General features: G+C 58.1%; 13 protein-coding genes and 9 pseudogenes. 13 read left to right on the plus strand and 9 right to left on the minus strand.

Annotated features, from left to right (window positions below; translation table 11 throughout):
- Positions 1–21: 21 nt before the first annotated feature.
- Entirely contained in the window at positions 22–1,908 is a 1,887-nt protein-coding gene (locus RFM40_RS18275; RefSeq protein ID WP_320277963.1) for an ABC transporter ATP-binding protein, read from the plus strand.
- Here the strand turns inward: RFM40_RS18275 and RFM40_RS33845 are convergent.
- From RFM40_RS33845 to RFM40_RS18310, 7 genes and pseudogenes are all read right to left on the minus strand, one after another.
- Positions 1,900–2,639, minus strand: a pseudogene (locus RFM40_RS33845) (RNA polymerase factor sigma-54); the annotation flags it as partial. The gene RFM40_RS18275 and the pseudogene RFM40_RS33845 overlap by 9 nt on opposite strands.
- A 90-nt stretch (positions 2,640–2,729) precedes the next feature.
- Entirely contained in the window at positions 2,730–3,527 is a 798-nt protein-coding gene (locus tag RFM40_RS18285; RefSeq protein ID WP_320277938.1) for a glycoside hydrolase family 12 protein, read from the minus strand.
- 625 nt (positions 3,528–4,152) lie between these two features.
- On the minus strand, positions 4,153–4,284 hold the full coding sequence (locus RFM40_RS18290; protein ID WP_320277966.1) for a hypothetical protein: 132 nt from the start codon (positions 4,282–4,284) through the stop codon (positions 4,153–4,155).
- A gap of 154 nt (positions 4,285–4,438) precedes the next feature.
- A pseudogene (locus tag RFM40_RS18295) lies at positions 4,439–4,592 on the minus strand (7-carboxy-7-deazaguanine synthase); the annotation flags it as partial.
- Between the two features lie 211 nt (positions 4,593–4,803).
- On the minus strand, positions 4,804–5,130 hold the full coding sequence (locus RFM40_RS18300; protein WP_320277964.1) for an iron-sulfur cluster assembly scaffold protein: 327 nt from the start codon (positions 5,128–5,130) through the stop codon (positions 4,804–4,806).
- Positions 5,052–5,264: a hypothetical protein gene (locus RFM40_RS18305; protein WP_320277939.1), complete on the minus strand. Its 213-nt coding sequence runs from the start codon at positions 5,262–5,264 to the stop codon at positions 5,052–5,054. Before RFM40_RS18305 ends, RFM40_RS18300 begins: the two co-directional genes overlap by 79 nt.
- 26 nt (positions 5,265–5,290) lie before the next feature.
- A pseudogene (locus RFM40_RS18310) lies at positions 5,291–5,609 on the minus strand (iron-sulfur cluster assembly accessory protein).
- 252 nt (positions 5,610–5,861) lie between these two features.
- Here RFM40_RS18310 and istA point away from each other — a divergent pair.
- From istA to RFM40_RS18350, 8 genes and pseudogenes are all read left to right on the plus strand, one after another.
- Positions 5,862–7,151 (plus strand): IS21 family transposase, encoded by a 1,290-nt coding sequence (gene istA / locus RFM40_RS18315; protein WP_320277940.1) that lies wholly within the window; start codon positions 5,862–5,864, stop codon positions 7,149–7,151.
- Positions 7,151–8,007 (plus strand): annotated as a pseudogene (istB, locus tag RFM40_RS18320) (IS21-like element helper ATPase IstB). Before istA ends, istB begins: the two are co-directional and overlap by 1 nt.
- Before the next feature lie 670 nt (positions 8,008–8,677).
- Positions 8,678–9,937, plus strand: coding sequence for a diaminobutyrate--2-oxoglutarate transaminase (gene ectB, locus RFM40_RS18325; RefSeq protein WP_320277941.1), 1,260 nt, complete (start codon positions 8,678–8,680; stop codon positions 9,935–9,937).
- Positions 9,927–10,769 (plus strand): 2OG-Fe(II)-dependent halogenase WelO5 family protein, encoded by an 843-nt coding sequence (locus RFM40_RS18330; protein ID WP_320277942.1) that lies wholly within the window; start codon positions 9,927–9,929, stop codon positions 10,767–10,769. The genes ectB and RFM40_RS18330 overlap by 11 nt, the downstream gene beginning before the upstream one ends.
- Positions 10,770–10,836: 67 nt before the next feature.
- Entirely contained in the window at positions 10,837–12,069 is a 1,233-nt protein-coding gene (locus RFM40_RS18335) for an ATP-grasp domain-containing protein (protein WP_320277943.1), read from the plus strand.
- Between the two features lie 199 nt (positions 12,070–12,268).
- Positions 12,269–13,171: a prephenate/arogenate dehydrogenase family protein gene (locus RFM40_RS18340; protein ID WP_320277944.1), complete on the plus strand. Its 903-nt coding sequence runs from the start codon at positions 12,269–12,271 to the stop codon at positions 13,169–13,171.
- A gap of 168 nt (positions 13,172–13,339) precedes the next feature.
- Positions 13,340–13,540, plus strand: a complete 201-nt coding sequence (locus tag RFM40_RS18345; RefSeq protein WP_320277945.1) for a hypothetical protein — start codon at positions 13,340–13,342, stop codon at positions 13,538–13,540.
- Between the two features lie 400 nt (positions 13,541–13,940).
- Positions 13,941–14,180 (plus strand): annotated as a pseudogene (locus tag RFM40_RS18350) (helix-turn-helix domain-containing protein); the annotation flags it as partial.
- Positions 14,181–14,233: 53 nt separating this feature from the next.
- On the opposite strand, the pseudogene RFM40_RS18355 reads toward RFM40_RS18350, so the two are convergent.
- Positions 14,234–14,566 (minus strand): annotated as a pseudogene (locus tag RFM40_RS18355) (IS701 family transposase); the annotation flags it as partial.
- A 926-nt stretch (positions 14,567–15,492) separates the two neighbouring features.
- Here RFM40_RS18355 and RFM40_RS18360 point away from each other — a divergent pair.
- Positions 15,493–16,044 (plus strand): annotated as a pseudogene (locus RFM40_RS18360) (IS21 family transposase); the annotation flags it as partial.
- Positions 16,045–16,056: 12 nt separating this feature from the next.
- A pseudogene (locus tag RFM40_RS18365) lies at positions 16,057–16,424 on the plus strand (ATP-binding protein).
- Positions 16,425–16,672: 248 nt separating this feature from the next.
- Here the strand turns inward: RFM40_RS18365 and RFM40_RS18370 are convergent.
- Positions 16,673–16,922 (minus strand): annotated as a pseudogene (locus tag RFM40_RS18370) (transposase); the annotation flags it as partial.
- 315 nt (positions 16,923–17,237) lie between these two features.
- Between RFM40_RS18370 and RFM40_RS18375 the strand changes: the two are divergent.
- A complete protein-coding gene (locus tag RFM40_RS18375) occupies positions 17,238–18,935 on the plus strand; it encodes a GMC family oxidoreductase (RefSeq protein WP_430691698.1) in 1,698 nt (565 codons plus the stop codon).
- Between the two features lie 526 nt (positions 18,936–19,461).
- Positions 19,462–20,394, plus strand: a complete 933-nt coding sequence (locus RFM40_RS18380) for an isopenicillin N synthase family dioxygenase (protein ID WP_320277947.1) — start codon at positions 19,462–19,464, stop codon at positions 20,392–20,394.
- Positions 20,395–20,400 lie beyond the last annotated feature (6 nt).

The following is a 20,400-nucleotide window of genomic DNA, read 5'->3' on the forward strand; positions in this document are numbered from 1 at the left end:
TCAGCCTTCTCGGTACTGAGTATGCCAGCGCGCTTGCGTACACTCCCGAAGCGTTTCCATCTCGATCTGCGCGACGGCGCTTTTCGCGACGTTGTCCTCTTCACGGTTCGTCACTGGAGCAGCCAGCCGGCGCGGCTGGCGCTCATCATGACAGCCATACTGACCGCAACGTTGGCCGACATGCTGACGCCACTCTATTCGGGTCGACTCGTAGACATCGTTGCTCGCCGTGATGCAATGGAAGCGATGGCCTGGAATGCTGCCCTTGCAGCGTTCTCCACGTTGGTTGCGCTCGGGCTCGTCGCCCTCGCCATGCGTTACTTCGTCTCGATCACCAATGCCGAGCTGACGCTGCAGATGATGAGCGATGTCACCAGCGACGGCTTCCATCGCGTGCAGCGCTTTTCCGCCGATTGGCACGCCAATAGCTTCACTGGCTCGACTGTGCGCAAGATCTCGCGCGGGATGCGGGCACTTGAGCTTCTGAATTACACGATCCTGGACGCGTTGTTCCCGTCGCTCATCATACTGGTCGGTTCGACGGTGCTGCTCGGTTGGCACTGGCCGATGATGGGTCTGATCGTTGCCGGCGGTTCACTTGTCTACCTGGCGGTCACCGGTATCATGTCGCTCCGCTATGTCGCGGCCGCGGCAAGCCTTGCCAATAGGTGGGACACAAAGCTTGGCGGTGCGCTAGCGGACGCAATCAGCTGCAACACAGTGGTGAAGGCTTTCGGTGCCGAAGCTCGGGAAGACCAGCGTCTCGCCAAGATCATCGCCAAGTGGCGGCACCGCACACGGCGAACCTGGGTACGTGCCACCATCAACGGCACAGCCCAAAGCATCATGCTGGTCATTCTTAAAGCTGCTGTAATCGGCTATGCGCTGCGTCTGTGGTCTCGCGGTCGGGTAAGCGCGGGTGACATTGCCTATGTGCTTACTTCCTTGTCCGTTCTCTACGGGTATCTGCGCGATGTTGGCTTTCATCTGCGCAATGTGCAACGATCCGTCAGCGACATGGAGGATCTGGTCGACATCCAGGATCAGCCCCTCGGCGTCGCCGACCATCCTGAAGCCGCAGCGATCGGAACTATGAAAGGCCGACTCGAATTCGAGAAAGTTCATTTCTACTACGACAAGAATGAGCTGCCGCTTTACAGTGAACTTTCAGTGTCTATCAAGGCCGGCGAAAGGGTCGGGTTGGTCGGACGCTCCGGCTCCGGCAAGACCACGTTCGTGAAGCTCATCCAACGGCTTCACGACCTGAACGGTGGTCGGATCCTGATTGATGGGCAAGACATCTCGAAAGTGACGCAGGCCTCGCTCCGCTCCCAGATCGCGATCGTGCAGCAGGAGCCGATCCTTTTTCATAGATCGCTTGCCGAGAACATCGCTTATAGCCGACCCGGCGCCGACCAGGCTGAGATCGAGCAAGCGGCCCGGCTCGCCAATGCGCATCAGTTCATCCTGAATTTGCCGAAGGGCTACAGCACGCTTGTCGGCGAGCGCGGGGTGAAACTTTCCGGCGGCGAGCGCCAGCGCGTTGCAATTGCTCGCGCCTTCTTGGCCAATGCGCCAATTTTGATCCTCGACGAGGCGACATCCAGCCTCGATTCAGAGTCGGAGATCTTGATCCAGGACGCGATGAATCGGCTGACACTCGGACGCACCACGCTCGTCATCGCTCACCGGCTGTCGACCGTGCGCACGCTCGACAGGCTGCTCGTGTTCGATCGTGGTCGGATCGTCGAGGAAGGAGACCACGACGCACTCATGCGTCTCGATGGCGGCGTATATCGCCGCTTGTTCGAAAGGCAGACGCTGGAGCTGAGGAAGAATCTGATCCAAGAGCAACTCCATGCGGACCACACCGGCCGCGCCCGTTGGTCCCGATCGCAATCAGGCTGACGCGCGCATTTGACGGCGGCGATTTACCGAGGAGGAATGTTCATCGCTTCGCGATATTTCGTGACAGTGCGACGCGCAAATATCGATGCCGATTTCCTTTAGCCTAAAGGCAATGTCGTCGTCGGAGAGTAACCCTCATTCGGCGATTCCGCCGATAGCATTGCCTTCATCTGGTGGCGAACGGCTTCAGCGGAATGCGCCGTGCCGCCTTGGGAGGAGCGATCGCGGCGGTGAAGAAATACTTCAGTTCGAATACACCACGCGGCGTAAGCATATACTTGTTCGACGTCACCCGGCTTACGGTCGACGCATGCATGTTGATCGCCTCGGCGACGGCTCTGAGATTGAGTGGCTGCAGGTGGGCAACGCCGCGTCTTGCTGACGGACTATTTTAGCCGCTACTTTGAGGATCGTGTTGGCACGCTGATCGAGGCTACGGATCAGCCAGTTCGCGTTGTTGAAGCATTCATTGAGGAATGCTTTGTGGGTCGCGTTGTTGGCGGTGAGACGTGAGACTTTGACAAAATAGGTTTGGTTGATCAGGGGCTAGACAGCGTTTCCGGATTGAGTTCGATTTGCCACTCGCAGCCGGGCGAGGGCTGGATAAAAACATTGGGTATGATGGCTCCGCCCCCCGGAGTGGAATTGGTTTCCAGTCTCGGATCGAGCGCGCAAATTTCGCGCAATATATCGCGAAGGTCGTCCGCGTCGACCCCACAGCGGCGCTTCAACTCGCCTCCTTTTGCGATCGTACAGGCGATGGGACCGGCCGACATACTTGGCCGACATCCCTTTCAGGCGATCCGCGGCCCGTATATGTATCACGTAGAAGTCACGGAGCAGTTCTTGAAGTTGAAGTTCGCTCCCCCGGGAGACCCGGTAATCTCGACACCGTATTGAATGCTTCCGACATTTATGTCGCCAAAGTAACCCTTAGATTTGAGCCATTCCAGGACACCCTTGATGTCCACCGTCCCGCTGTCGGTCTTCGAAGTGCGCACCAGCGAGATTACCCTTTGGCCATTGGAGCCTTCAAACACGTTCCAATTCGCGCCGCCTACATTGACATTGCGGAAGACCGGGATCGCCGCACCGGAAGGGCCATATTGACTTGAGATCGGCTTAACATTGCCGCTGCCGTCTGGATTTCCGGTGTGGTTTGTCCAGAGCATTATCTCATTTTGATGTGAACTGTCCCAGATGTCGTACGCGGTGTCCCAGGCGCCGCCAGAAGGAACATCCTGATTGAAGCTCCCAGTCAGAGTATTAATTGAACTGAGCGGTTTCCCGACATTGAAAGCCTGGTGGGGATAGCTCTTGATACCTCCAGTATTAGGCTGGTTCGACCACACGCTCCACCGGTTGTCTGCATACACCGAAATTGTCTGAGGCCCTGCGCCCTTTCCTCCCCAGATATCATTGTTCCAGGAATAGCCGCCATGTGAAAAGTCTTCGTATGGAGCGCTCGACCTCCAGATCGGTGCGTTTGCCGAGACAAGTGCGACAGTCGATGACCTGGCTTGGGTCAAAGCTTGCCTAAATAGATAATAATCGTGTCTGTCGACGTACCCCGGCGGGGAGGGCAGCGATCCGGTGCCGTTTATCCGAGTAGAATCCATGAAGCTCTCCTTCTGTTCAGGGAACAACGATCTCGTACCGATCCGTCTGGCGAGTACCTGGGTCCGTCACCAGTTGAGGCATCCGCATCTGGAGACCAAGTTCGAATGCTAGGGAGCGCAACTTTCGAGAAGCTGACGAGTCTGCTACCGAACCCGTCCGCCGTTCAGCATTCGGCTCAATGGTATGCTATGCTCATCAGAAGAACGACACGACGCGGTCGTTCAACAGCTTTCCGCCGCGATCGGCGCTTTGCGGCCAGCTTGGCGGGATCCTTTCAGCTAATCTGCGGCATGCGCTGGAACCTGGCCGCCAAGCTCGCCGGCGCGATCTCGATGAGATGATGGCCGAGCCCGGCATTGCGGTCGATCAACCACCCATCGCTTGAGCGATGGTTGCTCTGAGACGTGCGAAACAGTGGGATGAAAGATTTCCACTACATGTGGATACTCAGCCGCTCATTCAGCTTTGATGATGACAGGCTGGCGCTTGCAGTCGCAGCAACCTCGCGCGGCGTGAGACATAGAGTCATGAAAGCCTGCCCGATACCCAACACCTTTTCCGCCGACGAACATGAGGCAGCGGCTACGGCGCGTCCTCGAGAAGTCGCGGATAATCGCGGCGATCTCACAAACGCCATTGGTGGTCGTGTCCCGACAGGCGGTATAGCTCGGCGGCAAAGCCGATCATCTCGCGCAGCAGATCGGCATCCAGGGTCTCCTCCACGAGCATGCGCAGGTTCATCATGTCGTCGGTCATCAGTGGTCCTTCCGAAATGGGTTGGCGTCAATAACCAAACCCTACCGCAAAGCCCCGATGACCACCGACACGCCGCGCACTCGCTACAGCGCTACTAACGGCGCGATCGCGAGCGGCTTTGCCGTCGAGCTATACCGCCTGACGGGACACGACCGAAATCAGTGTCGCAGAATCCGCAGAATGCTCTTTCCCGTTCGCCTTCACGTCCCGACCAAAGGTTACAGCGGGCGAAACGATACGGCAGCCCGCCCGGCATTTCGTCCTTCACCTTGAAGGGTGTAGAAAATTTCCTTAACCACATTTGACATTGCTTAAGCAGCCAAGGGAACATCGCTGCCGGCTTATGAGACGCGGCAAAAGGTGGGAAATGTCCCACTGCACGTTTTGCAGCTCGTTCCACCATCGTGGCCCGATGCCGAAAACCTACCCGCCCGAACTCCACGCGGAATCAGGTTTCAGCGGGCGGAGGCTGCGGGGAAGGGTCTCTGGTCACCACGAGAAACGCGGCTATCAAGTCACTCATGGCGACGACGCCTTGACGAGGACGAGGTGTGAGAATCCTGGTGTCTGCTCGGAAGCCTGCCTCACAGTACGGAAGAACTCGCTCATCAGCCGCAAGCCGCGCTCCAGGATGAGGCGGTCGAGCGATGAGTATGTCGTGTGCGGCGGCAGGGCGGCGAGAAAATTCGCCATGTCCTGATCGGTGATCTGAAGGGCTTCATCGATCATCTTGCCGACGATGAATTCGGTAAATGTCGAGGATGCGGTTATGGCCGAGCCGCGGCCGAACGTCTGGAATGTTGCGGCGGTGATCGTCTGCCTCTTGCGATCGAAACCATCGTCAATTTAAGCCCATCGCCGCAGACGACGGCGCCGACCTCGCTGGCCGCATTTGGGGTTACCAAAGCGCCGACAATGTTCGGGTTGATGAAATAGACCTTGTCGCTGAAGTGGTAGACGTTGTCGGTGTCATACCGCATGGCGCCGATCCTTATCATGGTGGCGGTTAGCCGAAGCACTTGCCGCAAGCGCATTGGTCCCGCGTGTTGGGATTGTCGAAGACAAAGCCGGAGCACTCCAGGTCCGTGACGAAGTCAACGGTCATGCCGGCCAGATGCGCTGGGAGCTTGCGTCGACCGACACCATTGATCCGGTCGGTCTCCATGACGGCATCCCCTCGCGCGAGACGCTTTCCAGACCCCTCGGGTATTTGAGGCCGGCGCAGCTGCTTGCCTCGACCATGATGCAAAGCCTTCCGTCGGTTCCTCGGCGCGGGAAAGCGCGGCCTTGACGGCGGCGACGGCGTTTTCAGTGACTGTGATCATGGGACTATTTTCTTGCTGATGCGGTCGCAAGCAACGTGCACAGAGCGTGCCAGAGAAGAAAAAATGGATTAAAATAAGGGATTGGCGGATTGACGCCCGTCGAACATGCAACAATTGTCGGATGTCGGACAGAGTGAAACCTGGCGCACAAAGCGGCATCGGACAAATCGCCGGTTGTCGCGCGTCATGGAAAATTGCCCCCTCGGCGCCACGAGGAATTGCCCCCTCAGTGGATAGCTGAGGAGAGAGCAAATGAACGAACAACGAATCACGGAAAGCCCGTCGTGGAGTGATCCACAGGGGCAGGTGATGAAGACGCCGGACGATGTGGCGGAGATGTTGCGCCTGAAGGCGTGCGGGTGGGGATTGAAGCGGATCGCGCGGCAATTGGGCTGCAGCCATCACACGGTGAAGGTCTACGTGGCGGCGGACGGCGTGAAGCCGTTCAAGTCGCCGGAGCGGCCGAAACGGCTCGACGGCCTTGAGGGTTGGCTACGCGAGCGGTTCATTCGGCATCGCGGCAATGCGGATGTGGTGCGCCAGGATCTGCTGGCCGAGAAAGGCTTGGCGGTCAGCCGGCGAACACGGCAACGCGCCGTGCAGCCCTATCGTCAGGCGCTGAGGGCCGAGGCGCTGGCGACAACGCGGTTCGAGACGCCGCCGGGGCGACAGCTGCAGATCGACTTCGGCGAGCGTCTGGTCGAGATCGGCGGCGCGAAGATCAAGGCATTCGTGTTCGTGGCGACGCTCGGGCATTCGCGACGGCTGCATGTGCGTGCCTTCCGGGCCGAGAAGCAGGAGCACTGGTTCGCCGGGATCGAGAGCGCGTTCACGAGCTTCGGCGGCGTGCCGGAGGAAGTTCTGATGGACAATCCGCGCGCGCTCGTCGTGCGCCACGACGCGGCGAGCCGGTCGGTTGAGTTCAACGACAAGCTCATCGCGTTCGCAAAGCATTGGGGCTTCCGTCCTCGCGCCTGCGCGCCGTATCGGGCGCGCACGAAGGGCAAGACCGAGAGCGGCGTCGGCTATGTGAAGAAGAACGCGATCGCGGGTCATTCCTTCACGAACTGGGAGGCATTCGAGGCGCATCTCGCCAGGTGGGAGCGCGAGGTGGCGAACGCGCGTATCCACGGCACGACCGGCGAGGCGCCAATGGCCCGCTTCGAGCGTGACGAGGCGCACCGTCTGAAGCCGCTCAGCGGGCGGCCGTCGTTCGGATTGTTGCGCGAACTGAGCCACATCGTCGGCAACGATTGCGCCGTCGAGGTCGATACCAACAGCTACTCGGTGCCGTGGCGGTTGATCGGCGAGCGCGTCGCAGTGACGGTCGCGGCTGGCGAGGTGCGCATCCGTCATGGCATGCGTGAGGTTGCGGTCCACAGGCAATCGCAGGGCCGCCGTCTGCGGATCGTCGATTCCACCCACCTCGACGGGGTTGCCGGTCGCAATGGCGCTGTCTGCCGAGCGGAGATTGCGGCATCGGTGGTGCCGGCGTCGTCGCAAGCGCCCTCGTTGTTGCGCAGCGATCGGAGGGGCTTCTGATGGCGCGCGCAAACAAAGCAACCGAAGCACCGATCGATCCGCTCGACGCTATGCTGATGCGATTGCAGCTCTTCGGCATCCGCGACCAGCTCGACAGCTTGCTCGACGAGGCGGCGCGCGCGAACCTATCGATGCGCGAGACGCTGATGCTGCTGTGCGAGCGTGAGATCGCGCGCAAGGATCACCGCCGCATCGAGATGGCGCTGAAGCTCGCACACTTCCCGGCCGTGAAGGAGCTTGCGGGCTTCGACTTCGAGGCACAGCCGTCGATCGATCCCAAGCAGATCCGCGACCTGGCCGCGTCCCGCTGGATCGCCAACGGGGAGAACGTGCTGCTGCTTGGCCCGACGGGCGTCGGCAAGACGCACTTGGCGATCGCGCTCGGGCGAGAGGCGATCCTGGCCGGATATACAGCGCAGTTCACGACGGCGACGACGCTGGTCGCTGGCCTCGCCAAGGCGCACGGCGAGCGGCGCCTGGACGAGAAACTGCTGGCGCTGTCGAAACCAAAGCTGCTGATCGTCGACGAGCTCGGCTACCTGCCGCTGGAGCCCGACGCGGCGCACCTGTTCTTTCAGCTGGTCAGCCGGCGCTATGAAACCGGCGCCATGCTGATCACGTCGAACCGCAGCGTTGCCGAATGGGGCACCGTGTTCGCCGATCCGGTGGTCGCGACCGCGATCCTCGACCGGCTCTTGAACACAGCCACGTGCTGACCATCCGCGGCGACAGCTACCGGCTCCGCGCCAAGCGAAACAGCGGCCTCATCAGGCCGCCCGTCGGTGACAGGCCTCCGGTCGGCTCCGCCTCCCTCCGGCCCGTCACCGACGGAACTAACCTTCAACCGACATCATGAACCCGAAGGTGGGGGCAGTTCTTCATGACGCAAAGGGGGCAGTTCCGGATGGCGTTTGACAGCCGGTGTCGTCGCCTAAGCCAGCATTTTCGATCATATGAATGCAGACCCGGTGGGAACTCTTAGTCGCGCTGCGCTCCAAAAGCCGCGCCGTCGTCACCACATGGTGCGATGGCGAACACCGGGCTTGTCGATAACCGCTTCGATCGCGCCTTCTCGAAGCAGGCGCCGTCTGCGTCAGCTCGTGGGTGCCGAATACAACTCGCCTGCTCAGGGGGTGGCCTACAGTGCGGCCGTCACCTCGCGAGGACCTATTGAGGCATTGTAAATGCCGTGAAGCCAGGGGGTTATGCGCCGCCAGCTAACAGCGCAATCACCGCCACGGCCCGATTAGAAGCCGCGGTCAGTTACAGCCGGTCGTCCCCGCCAACAACGCCGCCGATAGCATTGCCGCAAAGGCGGGTACTGATTCTCACGCTATCGATACCAAAGCGCTGCAACAGATTCGTCAAACAAATTTACAGAGTCTTTGCGAATGCAAGTCGCTGACAATGATACGTTCGCTTTAAGCCGAGATTGGCCGTAGCTAGTTGTCTGGCTCAATGGTTTGGAATGCGTGAACATAGAACCTGCAGCGTTGATCGCAAGCCGTATACAGAGAGGCCCTTTCATGGACATCGACATTTTCGAAGCTTACGAGTCGAACGTTCGTCGCTATGGGCGATCGTTTCCAACAGTCTTTACTAAGTCTCTGGGAGCGACAACCTGGGACGAGGCGGGCAAATCTTTTATTGATTTCATTGTTGGTTCCGGTGCGCTCAACTACGGCCACAATAATCCAGATATTATGGCGCCGGCAATTAAATACCTCGCCGATAAAAATATAGTTTTGTCGCTTGATATGTATACGGCCGCAAAGCGTGATTTTATCGAAGTGTTTGTCGAGTCGATCCTGAAGCCCCGGGGCCTTTCTTATAAGATACAGTTTCCTGGGCCGACCGGGACAAACGCCAACGAAGCGGCGTTGGCTCTGGCGCGAAAATATACCGGCCGCTCGAGTGTCATGGCCTTCACAAATTCGTTCCATGGCATGTCGCTCGGCTCCTTAGCGGTGTCGGGTTCAGCGTCAACCAGACAGCTTGGCGGCGTTGCTCGCCACGATGTGATCCGTGTCCCGTACGAGAACTATCCAAACCAAACTTTCGATTCCGCGAGTTACATCGATCACGTGTTGGGCGACCCAGGCAGCGGGATAGAAAAGCCGGCCGCAATCATCCTGGAGCCCATCCAGGCAGAAGGTGGCATGAACACCGCATCCGCACCTTGGCTCTCAGAAATTCAGCGCATTTGCCGTAAGCACGACGTTGTTTTCATCGTGGATGACATTCAGGCAGGTTCGGGACGAACGGGCGATTTCTTCTCGTTTGAGTTCGCGAAAATCGAACCCGACATTGTGACCCTTTCCAAATCCCTAAGCGGTTCAGGTAATCCGCTGTCCATAGTTCTGATTCGCCCCGACATGGACATATGGAATCCGGGAGAACATAGTGGGACCTTCAGAGGCAATAATCTCGCCTTCGTGACTTCCGCGGCCATGTGCAAAATGTGGTCCGATAGGCAGTTTACTACAGCCGTCGAGCGAACGGCCGTCAAGCTTCAAGAACACCTTGATCGCCTCGTTGCGAAATTCCCCAAGTGCATCGAGCAAAAGCGCGGCCGTGGTCTGATGGCCGGCCTCAAGTGCCGTTCACAGGCCGATGTTGGCCGTGTGCACGATGTCGCGTTCGAAAACGGCTTGCTGATCGAATCCTCGGGGCCAAATCGCGACGTTGTCAAAGTCCTTCCGCCAATAACCATCTCAGATGACGAACTCGATCACGGCATTGCCATCCTCGATCATGCACTACAGGAGAAAACCAATGGCGACTAACCAAGTAGCTCAAACGCCGGCCATCTCGCCTCTTACAATCAAAGAACGAACCGGCTCGATTAGCACTGCGGAGATCATCTCGGTGATGAAGGGTGAGATCACGGCACTGCACATCAAGCGAGCTTTCAGCACCGAAGTAGCAGAGGAGGTCACCACGAACTTTGTTGGCAGTCCCGGGCTCAAGGAGCGTAAAGACGGCGTCCCCGGACAATATGTGGGCGCATCCCACTACAGGAAGGATGCAGCCACCTATTTCAAGGAGGCGGAAAATGCGCGGCCGTACGTTGACGCCCTTTTTGGCAACTTAGTCGACCCGGTCAGAGCCATATTCGACGCGTTAAAGCGCGAGCTTCACAAACAGGGCGTTGAATTGCGGCTGGCCTGTTCAGAACATGGCAAGGCCAATGTTTGTCGCGGTCTCAGCTGGTCTGGCAGCGGCACGTATTCTTTGGACCCTCACGACGATGTCGCTCAAGTGCTACGTGCCGGGAACGATTACGAGCTTTCTGCGGTGGCGCACAACATCGTCGCAGCACTAAACTTTTATCCCAGCGTGCCTGATGAAGGTGGAAACTTGAGGCTCTGGAGTCACAAGCCGACGGTCGCGGATCGAAGGTCGCAGGGCGTGGAGAACACCGGATATCCCTACTCCGCAGCTTATCTCGATGCGGTGCCTAGTCGCGAAATCCAGCTCAAAGCCGGGGATATCGCCCTACTTGATGGCGGTTTCGTTCATGGGGTCACCGGTCAATCAGGCAACGGAAAGCGTCGCCTGGTGCTGAACAGCTTTTTCGGATTTGCGCGGCCGGATCTTGTTGTCTGGTGGACCTGACGTCGGATGTCGCGGTGACTGACCGGATTTCGACAGCTGCGCAGCACGCAGAGGAGGGTCAAAGACAATGTCAAAAAGGGCGCTCATCCTGGTAGAGGGCACAAGGAGCAACGGCCTTCTCTACGTGAAAGCAGCCCAATGTCTTGGGCTTTACCCAATTACTCTAGCGGCTGATCCCGCTCGGCACGACTATCTCGCGGCGGGCGGGTGTGAGGAAATCCGTGTCGATACAAGCAATTTCGACGCGCTGATCCGCGAATGTTCCCGGCTAAATGCGACCTATACCATTGCTGGTATTACGAGCGCTGATGAGTTGGTTTACGGAACCGTTGGCAAGCTTTGCCGATATTTCGATCTTCCGGGACCGAACCCAACATCGATCGAGCAATGTTGTGACAAATTTGTTCAACGTCAGCTCCTTGAGCACGCCAACGTTCCAATCCCTGTTTTTCGCTTGGGGACCAATGCGACGGAGATCGAAAGCGCTGTCGCGGAGATCGGCCTTCCCGTCGTTCTCAAGCCAACCGTGGGCCATGGTAGCATCGGGGTTCGATTGTGCCGCGACGCCAATGAGCTGGCCGAGCATACAACCTATTTATTGGGCGAGAACCACATGTGGCCCTCCTCCTCGCCGCGGATACTGGTCGAAGAATTCGCACAAGGACCACACTTTAGCGCGGACATAATGGGAGCTCAAATCGTTGGGATTTGTGCCGTGGAAGACGGCCCCCCACCGCATTTCGTTTGTCGTGGGTACACTCACCCGGCCTCGCTGACTGATGAGGAGTATAAACGGATCTCCCGTGTTTCGCTCAGCTGTATGCAAGCTCTCAACCTTGGCTGGGGGCCTTCATTCGTTGAGTTAGCGTGGACCGCGCGTGGGCCAGTAGTTATTGAAGTCAATCCGCGTCTTGCGGGCGGAGCCAACCCTCGACTGGTTCAGCGGAGTTGCGGTATTGATCTCGTCGCCGAACACCTCAAGCTTGTCATCGGTGAAGGATTGAATTTGCGGAGAACGCATTCACAAGCGGCGGGCGTGCGGTTCCTGATCGCTGATCGCAATGGCACCCTAGATCGCATTCGTGGTGACCTTCGTGCAGCTGAAATACCAGGTGTCGTAGAGGTCGATTTGTATGTTGGACCCAAGACCCCGATTGTGAGGAAAGGCGATTACCGAGACCGAATGGGACATGTCATCGCCGTTTCACCGAGCCAAACTCGGACTGCCGCGATACTTCAATCTGCCGTCGACTTAATTAGTTGGTCGATCTCACCATTTCCGACACGTGGGGAACAATGACAATCAACAGCCCCCACCTCCGCACCGCCGCAGTTGCCACCAGCCTGGAGATGATCGCGCAGAAGAACTGGAGAGGGCAGTCTTTTGGGGGGTCACCTGGATAAGATAGAGCGTTGACGCTCATCTCACGTCGCGCGGCTATACTTAGCGGCGCTTGTCGGGGCTGACGTCCTAGTTGGCACTCACTGAAAAACTAGTCATGTCGAAACCCATGTTTGAAAACATCGCCTTGGTGGGCATCGGCCTGATCGGCTCTTCGCTGGCCCGCGTCATCCGCCGCGAAGGCCTTGCTCGCCACATCGCGGTTGCAAGTCGTAGCGCCGAGACTCTAAAGCGCGCGAAGGAGCTGAAGCTCGGCGATGACTATACGACCGACGCGAGAAAAGCGGCGCGCGGGGCTGACCTTATCATCGTCTCAGTCCCCGTCGGAGCCTGCGGCGCCGTGGCTGAGGAAATCCAACCAGCGCTCATGAACGGCGCTATCCTCACCGATGTCTGCTCCGCTAAGTCATCGGTGATCGCTCAGATGCAGCCGCATGTGCCCGAAGGCGTGCATTTCATCCCCGGCCATCCTTTAGCCGACACTGAGAAATCCGGACCGGACGCCGGTTTCGCCGACCTCTTCGACAATCGCTGGTGCATCTTCACGCCGGTTCCCGACACCGATCCGGACGCGCTGGAACGGCTGTCGGAATTCTGGCGCCGCTGCGGCGCCAACATCGACACCATGGATCCGCAGCATCACGACATGACGCTGGCCATCGTCTCGCATCTACCGCACATCATCGCCTACAACATCGTCGGCACCGCCGACGATCTGCAGTCGGCGACCAAGTCCGAAGTGATCAAGTATTCTGCTTCCGGCTTTCGCGACTTCACCCGTCTTGCCGCCTCCGACCCGACCATGTGGCGCGACGTCTGCCTGGACAACAAGGACGCCATCGTCGAAATGCTTGTACGGTTCTCGGAAAATCTGTCGTTCCTGCAGCGAGCGATCCGCTGGGGCGAAGGGGGCAAGCTCTTCGATCTGTTCACCCGCACGCGCGCCGTGCGCCGGTCGGTTGTTGGACAGGACGTTGGCCTGGCCGATTTCGGCCGCTAGGCAGTTGACCATCCGCAGGGCGCGCACGAGCAGCACTACCGGGTGGTCTGGAGAGTTAACGGCGATTGCTCTGAGGCGAGAGCGGCCATGGCACGCTGGTGAAGTTGCAATCACTGATTCCAGTGGAAGGGGAAGTGCCAATCGAGAAATCAGAGTGAGGAGAGGTGAGTGAACGCGTCGCTGTTGTCGGATGAGGATGGCTTTCGCAAGGTATTGCAGACTGCAGCGCTGGAGGGTCTGCAGCCCGAGATGACGGAGGCAATCGAGACGAAGGCGAGCGGACGGCGAGGCGGGTTCGTTACCGCTCGGACGGCTCCGGACCTTCACTTCACGGCAATGTGCCGACTACTCGAAAGCCGCAAGATATGAACAGCACAGGATATGCTCTAGCCGAGCACCAGATGCCGTCACGGATCGACTGTCGCAGGGTGCTGCTCCAACGATGTGCAGAAGGGCCCCTTCTCACGTATCATGGCGCGCCTCCTGCCGTTGAACTGCGAGCTAGCGCCGACGCGGTCAAGAAATCAGGCGCACCACCAGCTTTGCCAGCATTGGGCCCTTCGATTCGGCAGCATCCGCGGGGGCATCGTGTTGTTCATACGCACGGCTGCATTACTCGCTTCCTCGTTCGCCTTTCAGCCCCCCGCAGCCATTACGGGAGAGATTCTAGACCAGGCTAAGAGCTGGCATGCTTTGTGCGCCATCGACAATATTCGGTGCAAAAGGCTGCGGAGCAGAGACTATGGAACGCCCTCCGATCGAAGAAATTCCCGATCTTTCCACTAGAGAGCGAGAGTGCATACTGTGGACCGCCAGAGGTAAATCGTCGTGGGAAATCGGAAAGATTCTCAGTATATCTGAAAACACTGTGAATTTTCATGTGAAGAACGTGATGAGGAAATTGGGAACGGGTAGCAGGACGGTCGCTGCTATCAAGGCAATAAGCTACGGAATTATTGAAACCGAGGAGGCGGCGACAGCCAATGAACTTCCAACCGGCGACGACTAGTTTAGTCTTACTGGGTCATAAGTTGCGAGTCTGACGCGGGCTGTTCATGGCCCTTATGCTATCGACATTGTTGCAGGCGGTTGGCCAGGGCCACAGTCGGGCGTCGCCGGATGGTCGGGATCGAGGTCGGGACGTGCCGCTCTGGTCGGGTCGGAGGATCCGCGGGGTCGATGGCCGTCGGGAAGACCAGATGTTTGGCGGCCCTGGGAGCGAGCTGGAGTTGAGGGGGGAATCGTCTGTCTCAGAGAGACCAGGAAGCCATAGGCGGCGATACAGAGACTGGCGTGGTGGTGGAAGCCCCGCCAACCTCGGCCTTCGTAGTGGCCTAGTCCCAGCTCCTGCTTGAGTTCCTGATAGTCTCGCTCGATCCGCCAACGCAGCTTGGCGGCGTTCGACCAACTGGGTGTTGTCCATCATAATTCGGCTAACGCCACAGTACTCTCATCAAGCGCTCGCAATGCGGAAGTACGAAACCTATTCAAGAGCTCGTGTCGCGTCAGCCAAACGAGCCAATCGTCATCAACTATCCCGTGCGCCGGCAAGTGCAGGACTGATCCGTGTGGCTCCTGATGTAGATACCCATACTGATGGACTACGCGTCTTTCTATGTGCCAGTCGGCAACCAGCGCATAGATGAAGTCGGGCGCCCATTTGGCCCAAGCCAGTCCAAATGCAATGCGACCGATAAAGGTGGCGAGACCGCGGCCTCTATAGTCCTCGCGCAACCAGATGTCGCCATGATAGGCGACCAGCCCGCTTATGCTGCGTGCGGTGGGCGCGTCGCAGCGAGACGAGGAACCGGGGCCGGCTTTTAGGATAGGATCCGTGAACCATGCTCTCAACGACTCAAGGTGTTCAGCAACGTCCGTCTTTGACAGATGATCTAAACGCATTGCTTGGACGTGAGCTACACTTCCCTCCCGGTCCCGTCCGACGATCCAAAAGGCCTTTCCAGGCGGAAGATCAGAGCAGTCGGGACGGAAGCTTGGGTACGTAGGTGATTTCCCGGGAAGTCTGCTGGTTATCCCAACGTACTCCTCAAAATCGTCGCCCATCGTAATATGAAGGCCCACCTTGCGTGCTAACTCGTCTGCCGCACAGATGCATCTGGAAAGCTCTAAGGTCGTGACGTTGCTCTGCATGTCGATGCACCCGGATCACTGCGCTGAACACACCATGTCTTCTACAGTTTGCGGGAAGGCACCGACACCACCGCATCTGGTAGTTGACGCCCGCTTTTGTCGGGCGAAATGAGAAATTGAACCCCGAACGAAACGAAGAACTGACCCCTCTCTTTTGAGAGGAAGAATCGATGACGAGAGAGTTTTCATCGCAACCTGCATTGTCTGGAACGATGCGGGTTGAGGAGATGCGGTCGGGGGAAGAAGTTTTGCCCATGTTAGGCCTGCACGAACGAGGCTGGGGAGTGAAACGAATTTCGCAGGAGTTTGGATACGCGCGCAACACGGTTCGCCGATAACTGCGTGAAGGTGGCGTTGTAGCGTATCGCCAGCCCGTGCTTCGGACAGCATTTGATGGTCTGGACGATTGGCTTCGGGAGCGTTTCTTTCGCCACCACGGGAATGCGGACGTCATTCGGCAGGAGTTGGAGAGCGAGCATGGCATCGTCAACAGGCTGCGCTCGGTAGAACTTCGGGTTCGACAATGGCGGCGCGAGTAGGAAGCGCAGAAGCTGACGACGGTGCGCTTCGAGACGGCGCCGGGTCATCAGATGCAGATCCACTTCGGCGACACGCGGGTAAGGATCGGCGGCGAGCGGGTGCGGATCCATGTGTTTGTCGGGACGCTTGGCTATTCGCGCCGAATGCACATCCGGGCCTCGCTGAGGCAACGCCAGGCCGACTGATTCGAAGGCATGGAAGGCGCTTTCCTGCGGTTTCGGAGCGTACCGGCGCGCGGCGACACGCTCTTGTTCCTCGGCCTACCCGGCACGGGCAAGACCCATCTGGCCGTGGCGCTCGGCCGCGAGGCGATCCGCCAGAATTACAACGTGCAGTTCATCACGGCTGCTACGTTGGTGGCGACGCTGGCCAAGGCCCACAGCGACGGCTCGCTCGACAAGCAGTTGCGATCCTGTCGCGGCCGAAACTGCTCATCATCGACGAACTGGGCTATCTGCCCTTCGAGGCCAATGCCGCCCACCTGTTCTTCCAACTCGTGTCACGGCGCTACGAGAAGGGATCGATCCTGATCACCTCCAACCTTTTAGCGGAGCAACAGTAAGTGCATTAAACATAGGAATCCGCTCCCAGGATCGTCGCTTGTCCGAGTGTCACGCGGTAAAACAACCGCGATCGCACACAGTCCCGTTCAGCGGTGGCACAACGTGCCCGGCGCGAGCAGGGGACTGTGAGAACATCCGCAGGTCGCATGCGGACCGCTGCGTGTTGATCGTGGGTCGGTAGACGGCTCGTTGCTGCCTACGGGAATTTCCCTATCTGAGCGTCTGAATTGGAATGAGTGCCGAGATTTTAAAGTCTTGCGAGCCTACGGGAGAGGCTGATATTTACGATGAAGACCCATGCCTCGGCGGAAGCAATGTACGCTCGAGTCCTTCGCCAGCCTTTCTGCATCGCCCGAGCGAGGCGAATGTGCGTTCCACCACCCAGCGGCGGGGCAGAAGCTTAAGCCTCTGGCCTTGTCGGAGCGCTTGATGATTTCCAGCGTGAGCTTGCCGAGCTTTTGGCACCGTGATCTCAGTCGAATGTCGGCAATCCGACCGAACCACAACCCGCTGAAATCACTCACCTCTTTTTGGAACGGACACTGACAGGTCGAATGAAATCACGATCTCTCGGAGAGAAGTTCCGCTACTCGATCTACTGGATTTCGTCCGTCACGCAGCTGTAGCGACGTTCATTCCATGCTTGTCCATCCTAGCTGATTCTCGGCCTCTCACCAACTACTAGAGTGTGGTGTGGATTTTCGGCGGCACCAGCAAGTATTTTGCTGGATGACGAGTGATCGCTTTGCTGAGGAGCGCCGATAGCGCCCCTTGTCTCTCGTCTAAGCATCATACAACGGTGGAGGCTTGTGTTGGTTTTCGATTATATCGTGATCGGTGGCGGTTCCTCTGGATCCGTCATGGCGAGTAGGCTATCCACCGATGGACGCCGCGTACTGCTTATCGAGGCCGGTCCCGATACGCCCCCGAATGCGGTCCCTAACGACATCCTGGACGGCAATCCAACACGTGCTTACTTTAATCCTGATTATCAATGGCCTTCACTCGACGCGACCACGGTTCGGGATGGCCGCAAGCCCATCCATTACGAGCAGGCCCGGGTCATGGGGGGCGGCTCCAGCATCAATGCCCAGGTGGCCAACCGCGGTGGTCCCGAGGACTACGATGACTGGGCCGCAAGCGGTGCAGCGGGCTGGAGTTGGGATGAGGTTCTACCATATTTCCGTCGTCTCGAATGTGATCTGGATTTTGGCGGTGAATTTCACGGCAGGGCTGGTCCTCTACCAATCAGACGAGTGCGGCAATCAGACTGGTCCGGCTTTATCCGAGCAGTGTCAAAAGCGTATGAAAATGAGGGTCTTCATTTCAGGCCAGACTTCAACGGTGAATTTGGTGATGGATACTCGGTTGTTCCCTTGACGAATCGAAATGGGCATCGCGTTTCCGCCGCGATGGCTTACTTGTCCGAGAGTGTTCGTCGTCGACGCAATTTGATAATCCTGCCCGAAACGACGGTTGTGCGGCTGGCCTTTTCAGGATGCGCCATAACTGGCGTCGAGACGGAAAACAAGTTCGGGCGGCCGTCGTTTCGCGCCTCGACGGTGATCCTCTGCGCCGGAGCCATCCACTCGCCCGCGATATTGTTGCGCTCCGGGATCGGCCCGGCCGAGCAACTGACAAAGCTCGGTATTCCGGTGGTTGCAGATGTAAGAGGTGTGGGCCAGAACCTTCAAGAACATCCAGGGATCGCCGTTTCGGCGTATTTGAAACGGCGCGATCGCATGGCATCCAATGTTAGCGGGCACATTCAGATGCATGCCCGTTACTCGTCAGGCTACAATGGGTGTCCTTCGACAGACATGGCGGTATCGGCGGTTGCCAAGTCGGCCTGGCACCCGCTCGGCAAGCGCCTCGGCTCCCTTTACGTGTGGGTCAACCGTACTTATTCAGCAGGAACCATCGTCCTCAAGGATCGCTCTCATGCCGTTGAGCCGGAGGTAGATTTCAACTGGTTGAGCGACCAGCGGGATGCCGAGCGACTGAAGCAGGGATTCCGTTTCGTGGGCCGCCTTCTGCTGCAAGATTCCCTTTCGGGGGTGGGGCTCGACCCGTTCCCGTCAGCTTGGAATGCGCGAGCGAAGCAGGTTAGCAAGGTAAATTGCATTAATTACGGGCTTACGTCGGTGCTGGCTCTGCTCATGGACAGTTCTCCGCGCTTGCGCCGCGCCCTCATTAGGCATGTCATCACCAATGGACGGAGCATTTCAGATCTGATCGACAACGAGGAGCATCTGGATCGGTTTGTCCGACAGAACGTGACCGGCAATTGGCATCCGACGTCGAGTTGCAGGATAGGGCCAGCCTCGGACCCTGTTGCGGTGACCGATCCGTCGGGCCGGGTTCGTGGCGTTTCGGGTTTGAGGATTGCCGACGCTTCTGTGATGCCATTCTGCCCCCGCGCCAATACAAACATTCCAACAATCATGGTGGCTGAGAAGATGGCTGATGCCATTTTGAAAGAAGGCGGGGAATGGTCAGCAAAGAGGTGATCAAACTTCATCGATGAGGGCTTGGCGGGATGCGTCTTTCGCCAAGTTGGTCGGGACTGACGAACTGCCAAATGCCAAACAATTCCCGAAGAGGTGGAAATTGGCGCCGCTTTCACTCCCGTCCCTATAACATACATACTTATGCTTGGTGTTCCGCATTGCTAACCCACTGAAGCATGGCGGTCATGGCGGGCACTCGTCTGCGTCGAGACCGCAAAGCGATACGCTGCGTCCGCGACGTCCAGACGCGGCCAGCGTGAACGTTGGGCGATCTTCGCGTAGAACAGCCTTTGCCACTGCCGGAAAGTGCTGTTGTCCATTTGTAGTCGATAGGCCATAGACTTGTATGTTATGGATATTAAATGAATATTAAATAAATGCGACAGTAAGGCTGAACAATATTAATATATTTCCTGTTGTCGGCTCCGGTAGTCTATGAGATATTCGCTGCGATAGAGAATAAATTCGTGTATGCAGATTTGTCTTAAACATCCCCACATGGGCACGGGCCGACAAAGGAGCGACTATGGCTACGCTACCGCGAATCTCATTGGCGAAACTGTCATCCGATGCAACTCGACGGGAAGAGCAACAGCGATTACGCACGGCCTGCGAGGAGTACGGGTTCTTCTACCTTATCGAGCACGGAATCCCGAAGGAACAGATCGCAGAAGCGATCGACGCCTCCCGGCGTTTCTTCGCGTTGCCACTGGCTACCAAGGAACGCTATGGTCACGCCTTCCAAAACGTCCACCCCACCACCGCCCGTGGATACAGTCCGTTGCACGGTGAAATGCTACATCCCGAGGCCGGCCCGGATCCAAAGGAAATGTTCGACCTCGGAATCGAGAATGAAAACGACCGGCGTCCGTTCGCCGGACGCACATGCCTTCCGGATGATGCCTTGGCTCCTGGTTTCGCTCGAAGCTTGCTTGCTTTGCAGGCTACCGTGCTCAATGGGGTTGTGCCGCAGCTCGGGAACGCGCTGGCCGACCTGCTCGATATGGAAAAAGGCTGGTTCCGACGTCATTTCAGCCCGCCGACGGTTCTGCAACGCGTGATCCGGTACCCGTCTACTGGCGGGGCGGCCGCTAAGCATACCGATAATGGTTTCTTCACGCTCCTGCTCCAGGAGGAACTCCCTATTCGCTCCTTGCAGGTATGGTTCCACGGGCGTTGGATACCGGCGCCTAGCCTCCCCGACAGTCTGGTGGTCAATCTGGGCGACATGCTTCAGGTCTTGAGCGATAACCGGTTCAAGAGTACGCCGCATCAAGTGGTGCACAGTGGCCCGACCGAACGAATTTCTCTTCCCTTCTTTATATATCCAGACATCGACGCTCGCCTGGCTTCGCGGCAAGGCAATCACACCTTTGGTGTCGCGGAGATGATGCTGCGAAACTACGAGTCAATATGGGAAAAGGGGAATGGGGCCGGGCGCGCGCGTGAGTTGCAGTAGGCGTTC

The organism is Mesorhizobium captivum, from assembly GCF_033977165.1.
In the GTDB taxonomy this organism is placed as follows: Bacteria; Pseudomonadota; Alphaproteobacteria; order Rhizobiales; family Rhizobiaceae; genus Mesorhizobium; species Mesorhizobium captivum.

Bases quoted from the DNA above. Each gene is read 5' to 3' on its own strand.
- RFM40_RS18380 (WP_320277947.1), top strand. From the start codon at position 19,462: ATGGCTACGCTACCGCGAATCTCATTGGCGAAACTGTCATCCGATGCA.
- RFM40_RS18285 (WP_320277938.1), bottom strand. From the start codon at position 3,527: ATGGATTCTACTCGGATAAACGGCACCGGATCGCTGCCCTCCCCGCCG.
- RFM40_RS18305 (WP_320277939.1), bottom strand. From the start codon at position 5,264: ATGCGGTATGACACCGACAACGTCTACCACTTCAGCGACAAGGTCTAT.
- RFM40_RS18330 (WP_320277942.1), top strand. From the start codon at position 9,927: ATGGCGACTAACCAAGTAGCTCAAACGCCGGCCATCTCGCCTCTTACA.
- RFM40_RS18290 (WP_320277966.1), bottom strand. From the start codon at position 4,284: ATGACCGACGACATGATGAACCTGCGCATGCTCGTGGAGGAGACCCTG.
- istA (WP_320277940.1), top strand. From the start codon at position 5,862: ATGAACGAACAACGAATCACGGAAAGCCCGTCGTGGAGTGATCCACAG.
- RFM40_RS18335 (WP_320277943.1), top strand. From the start codon at position 10,837: ATGTCAAAAAGGGCGCTCATCCTGGTAGAGGGCACAAGGAGCAACGGC.
- ectB (WP_320277941.1), top strand. From the start codon at position 8,678: ATGGACATCGACATTTTCGAAGCTTACGAGTCGAACGTTCGTCGCTAT.
- RFM40_RS18275 (WP_320277963.1), top strand. From the start codon at position 22: ATGCCAGCGCGCTTGCGTACACTCCCGAAGCGTTTCCATCTCGATCTG.
- RFM40_RS18340 (WP_320277944.1), top strand. From the start codon at position 12,269: ATGTCGAAACCCATGTTTGAAAACATCGCCTTGGTGGGCATCGGCCTG.